The sequence below is a fragment of the Thiohalocapsa sp. genome, from assembly GCF_019695415.1.
Lineage (GTDB): Bacteria > Pseudomonadota > Gammaproteobacteria > Chromatiales > Chromatiaceae > Thiohalocapsa.
In genome coordinates this window covers 2,433-7,450 of record NZ_JAIFKJ010000657.1, presented here as the reverse complement: position 1 = coordinate 7,450, position 5,018 = coordinate 2,433, and the positions used below count along the sequence as shown (strand labels likewise).

Genomic DNA, 5,018 nt, shown 5'->3' with positions numbered 1-5,018 from the left:
GGGGGTCGGCGGTGGGGGGGGGCTGGGAAGCTGCTGGGGGGGCGGGGGGGGCGGGGGGGCTGTACGGCCGGGGACGGGGGCCCAGGCGGGGGGCGTTCTCGAAGCCGACCAAGGCGGCGCCTGCGTCGCCGGCTCGGGCCCCCGTGCGAGCCAACCCGCCATGGCCTGGGCAAGCCATGCGCCGGCCGGGGCGATGAGCAGGTTGGTGGGGTCCGGCCGGGCACCGGGCGCGAAGAGCTTACCGGCCTCCACCACCAGTGCGAGGCCCAGCGCGAGCGCTGGCGCCGGCCAGACACTTGGCGAGCGCCGCCGCCCATTCCAGCGCCAGGCCCAGACGGCGACCCCAACCGGCATATACATCGCGAGCTGCGAGAGCAGGCTCGCCATGGCCACCGGCTCGGAGGTCCAGTAGTGGTAGTAAAAGGGCACCCAGCCCAAGTCTCCCAGCCGCGCCAGTGCCCGGGACGCCGGCAGCCAAGGCCCAGCCCACCAGCCGGAGAGACCAGTCAATGCCGCTAGGTATGGCACCGCGAGCCAGGGTACAGCCCGTCGTACCAGGGTGACCGCAAGCGCGAGATCCAAGGTCAGCAACAGGCGCCCGCAGAACGCGCCCAAGAGCGTGCCCGCACCCCGCAGCAGCACAGAGAGACCCTGCGCCTTGCCGGAGACCAACAGCAGCTGCAACGGCTCCAGCACGAGTCCGGCACCGGCGCCGATCAGCGCGAACCACACCCAGGGCCAGCGCGGATAAAGCAACGTCAGCAGCAACCCCAATGGCGCGATGGCCAGCAGTTCCGCCGTCCACACGGCAAGGCAACGCAGCCACTGATCGCAGCCGCCGGCGAGCCAGGCATGGTTCCCGCTCGCCAGCTGGGCGGCGAGCTCATCGCTGGAGACAACGAAGTCGTAAGGAAAGAGCGACAGCGCCACATAGGCCATTACGAAGACACCGAGCGCCGCAAGCACGGACGGGCGCCCCCCGCTTGCAAAACCGAGCGCGAGGCGCACCACACGCCAGCGTCCGAAGAGCCAAAGCCCGACACCGATTGCGGAGCCGATGGTCTCGGCGAGCAGGTCGTTCAGTGACACCGTGCGCGGTGCGAAGAAGATCTGTAGGAACTCCACCGCGACCGCCACGGCGACACAGGCGGCGAAGACCGTGGTCGCGCCGATCCAGGCCAGGGCGCCATGGGCACGCAAGCCGAACAAGGCCGCACAGGCCAGAAAGCCGAGCGGCACATAGAGCACGATGTTCGCGACCCAATCGGCACGCGATGCAGCGCCGAGGTCTAGAAAGCCAATGCTTGCAAAGCGCGCAACAGCCTGGTCGAAGGGCACGTCCCGCCATTCCAGGGGCACTAGGCTGCCGTAGACTACAAAGCCCAGATAGATGAGGCAGAGCAGCCACCACCGCGGCTCTCGGAATCCTGCCGACAGCAGCGGCGCGGCATGCCGGTTCATCGGCATTCAGGGGTCAGCGGGCAGGCGATGCGCGACGGCGACGAGGCGGGCGGTGAAACACGGTGAGGGGGATGCGCGGCCGAGCCCATCAAGCGTCGTTGCTTGAGCTTAGGCTTCCGGCGTCGTCGGCCGGCAGGGTTCCAAGCTGCTCCGCAGCCGGACTGCGGGCAAACCGCCGGGTCGAGTAGGCTACCCAAACGGGATACTGCGCGAAGGTCAATAGCAGCATGGCCGCGATATAGGCCAGCGTATAGCGCAAGAACACCTCCAGCCCTCCCTGCGCATACTCCGTCCGGCTCCCACTCAGCAAAAACTCCAGTGCCGATAAGCCGGAGTCGGGGCCGAGCACACGGGGCTCAGTCGCGAAAAAGAGCGCGCCGTAGGTGATGAGCAGCAGCAGCACCTGCGCGAACAATGCCGTTGCGGTGCCGGTAAAGACACCAGACATACGCTCGGCCAGCAGCGAGGCGCCAAAGGCCATCAGCAGCATCCAGACCGAGATGGCTAGCCAAGACAACGGATTGGCGTCGCCACGCAGAAGCAGTGTGACGTTGTCCGTGGCCGCAAGCACAACGACGATCCAGTAGGCAAACGCCAGGAAGAGCACCGCATACAGCAGCCACCACAAGAAGCGTCGCGGCTCATACGAGCGCGTGACGGCGTATAGCATGGCGGTGCCGCCGGCGATGGAGACGGACAAAACCAAAAACACCGCTGTGAAGCGGATCAAGCGCTCCAGCTCCGCCGACATGGACCACACCGGCAGGCCGACCAGGTCGTGCACGCTGCCGATGGGCGTCGCGAAGCGGAACATGAGGAAGATCAGGACCCCATGGGCGAGCATGGCGAGGGGGAAGAGCCAGGCCCAAAGCTTCGGCTGGCGAATCAGCTGCAAGCCGAACAGCGCAGGGGGCCCGAGCGCGAGCAGCACCATGACCGCGAAGAGCAGCGCCTGGACCACTGTTGGCGAATCGCCAAAAAGCTCGCGGATGTGGTAGGGCACACCTGGAGTCACGGCGATGCCATACAGCACCACCGTGGCCACAAGCACAATCGCAGCCAACCGGACGGCCAGAAAGCTGATGGCCTGGCGCCGCTCCGCTTTTCCGAAGGCCTGAAGATAATTCATGGTGCTACCTGCCCTGCCCGCATGTGCACGCCCCTTGAACCTTACTCAGCCGACGAAGGCTGCCTCGCAGAGCGACAGCAGCGCCGCCGGGAACATGCCGAGCACCAGCATGGAGAGGCCGTTGACGCTCACCGCGATGCGGGCATCGCGGGTGCCGTCGATGACGGCATCCAGCTCGGGCTTGTCGAAGTAGATCATCTTCACCACCCGCAGGTAGTAGAAGGCGCCGACGATGGAGAATACCACCGCGACAATGGCGAGCCACACGAGGCCGATATCAATGACCGCCTGCAGCACCAGCAGCTTTGCCATAAAGCCCACCAGCGGCGGCACCCCGGCCATCGAGAACATCACCAGCGTCATCATCGCCGCGAGCCAGGGGTCGCGCTCGCCGAGGCCCTTGAGATCGTCCAGATTCTCCGCCTCGAAGCCCTGGTGGGAGATCATCACCAGCACGCCGAAGGCACCCGCCGACATCAGCGCATAGACCACGGCATAGAACATGGCCGCCGCATAGCCGTCAGCCGTGGCCGCCAGCAGGCCCAAGAAGATGAACCCCACGTGCGAGATGGTCGAGTAGCCGAGCATGCGCCGAATGTTGGTTTGCGCAATAGCGACGACGTTACCGATAGCCAGCGACAGCACGGATAGGATCACCAGGATCTCGGACCACTCGCTCGCAAGCCCCGGCAGCCCGTCGACGAGGATACGCACCGCCATGGCGAAGGCGGCAATCTTCGGCGCGCTCGACAGGAACAGCGCCACCGGTGCAGGCGCCCCCTGATAGACGTCCGGAATCCACATGTGGAAGGGCACGGCGCCGAACTTGAAGGCGATGCCGATGATGACGAACACCAGCCCGAACACCAGGATGCGGTTCTCCATGCCTTCGGTGGCCACCGCCGCGGCAACGGCGTCGAAGCCGAGCTGCCCGGTGGCACCATAGAGCATGGAAATGCCGTACAGCAGCAGGCCGGAACCGAGCGCCCCGAGCACGAAGTACTTCATGGCGGCCTCGGCGCCGGTGCTCGAATCCCGGTTGAAGGCCACCAGGGCGTAGAGACAGAGAGCCAGCAGTTCCAGGCCCAGGTAGAGCACCAGGAAGTCGTTGGCCGAGATCATGATCAGGATGCCGAGCACCGCGAACAGCACCAGCACGTGGAACTCCCCGACCCACATCTCACGCTCGCGCATGTAGCGCGCCGAGTAGGCAAAGGCGAGAAGGGTCACCACCAGCACGGCACCCTTGAGCAGGTCGCTCATGGGGTCCCGAACGAACGCATTGCCGAAGGCATCCGTCGGCATGGGCCCCCACGCGAGCCCCACCACACCGACGGCGGCGATGGCGATGGCGAGGCCGGCAAAGCTGATGAGCTGATTGACGTCCTTGCGCTCTTCCGGCAAGTAGAGGTCCACGATCAGCACCGCGCAGGCCGTGATCAGCACCACCAGCTCCGGCAGGATCGTAAAAAGGTCGATGGCTTGGAAGTTCATCGGTGCGTTCCTGTCAGTCGCTGTGCGGCAAGACCTGGGCCAGGTCTGCGGCCCCACCGGCACTGCGCGGTGCGGCTTCCACGCGAACGGTGCCGGCGTCCGGGAGCTTGCTCACCTGTACATGCTGCACCAGGTTCTGAATCGACGGCTCCATGACGTCCACGAGCGGCTTGGGCCAGATACCGATGGCCAGCGTCGCGGCGGCGAGCACGCCCAGATTCAGCGTCTCGCGGCGGTCGAGATCCTTGAGGGCCGCCACCTGATCATTACCCACCGGCCCGAAGACGACGCGCTTGACCATCCATAGGGTGAAGGCCGCGGCCAGGATCAGCGTCGTCGCCGCCAGCAGCGCGTACCAGAAATCCGCGCGGAAGGTCGCAAGGATCACCATGAACTCGCCGACGAAGCCCGACGTGCCCGGCAGCCCGGCGTTGGCCATGGCGAAGAAGACCACGAATGCGCCGAACCAGGGCATGGTGTTGATGACCCCGCCGTAGTCGGCGATGCGCCGCGTGTGCATGCGGTCGTAGAGCACGCCGACGCATAGGAACAAGGCCCCCGAAATGAACCCGTGAGAGATCATCTGCACCATGCCGCCGGAGATGCCCATGGCCGCACCCTCGGCACTGCCGGTGTGGCGCACGATGCTGAAGACCACGAAAAAGCCCAGGGTGACGAACCCCATGTGCGCAATAGAGGAGTACGCAATGAGCTTCTTCATGTCGTCCTGCGCCAGCGCCACGAAGCCGATGTAGACCACGGCGATCAGGGACAGCGCGATGATGAGCCCGTCCAGCGACGCGCTGGCATCGGGCGTGATGGGCAGGCTGAAGCGCAGGAAGCCGTAGCCGCCGATCTTCAGCATGATGGCCGCCAGGATCACCGAGCCGCCGGTGGGCGCCTCCACGTGCGCATCCGGCAGCCAGGTGTGCAC

The 5,018-nt window shown here is 65.9% G+C and carries 4 protein-coding genes; all 4 read right to left on the bottom strand.

Features of this window, described 5'->3' with window-relative positions:
- Nucleotides 1-1,467 (bottom strand): VanZ family protein (locus I6U14_RS17950; protein WP_296901218.1); only part of this gene is annotated, 1,467 nt, incomplete at its 3' end.
- A gap of 82 nt (nt 1,468-1,549) precedes the next feature.
- Complete coding sequence (locus I6U14_RS17945; RefSeq protein WP_296901216.1) at nt 1,550-2,590, bottom strand: hypothetical protein; 1,041 nt, start codon at nt 2,588-2,590, stop codon at nt 1,550-1,552.
- Nucleotides 2,591-2,635: 45 nt separating this feature from the next.
- Complete coding sequence (nuoN, locus tag I6U14_RS17940) at nt 2,636-4,084, bottom strand: NADH-quinone oxidoreductase subunit NuoN (protein WP_296901214.1); 1,449 nt, start codon at nt 4,082-4,084, stop codon at nt 2,636-2,638.
- 13 nt (nt 4,085-4,097) lie between these two features.
- Nucleotides 4,098-5,018 (bottom strand): NADH-quinone oxidoreductase subunit M (locus I6U14_RS17935; protein ID WP_296901212.1); only part of this gene is annotated, 921 nt, incomplete at its 5' end.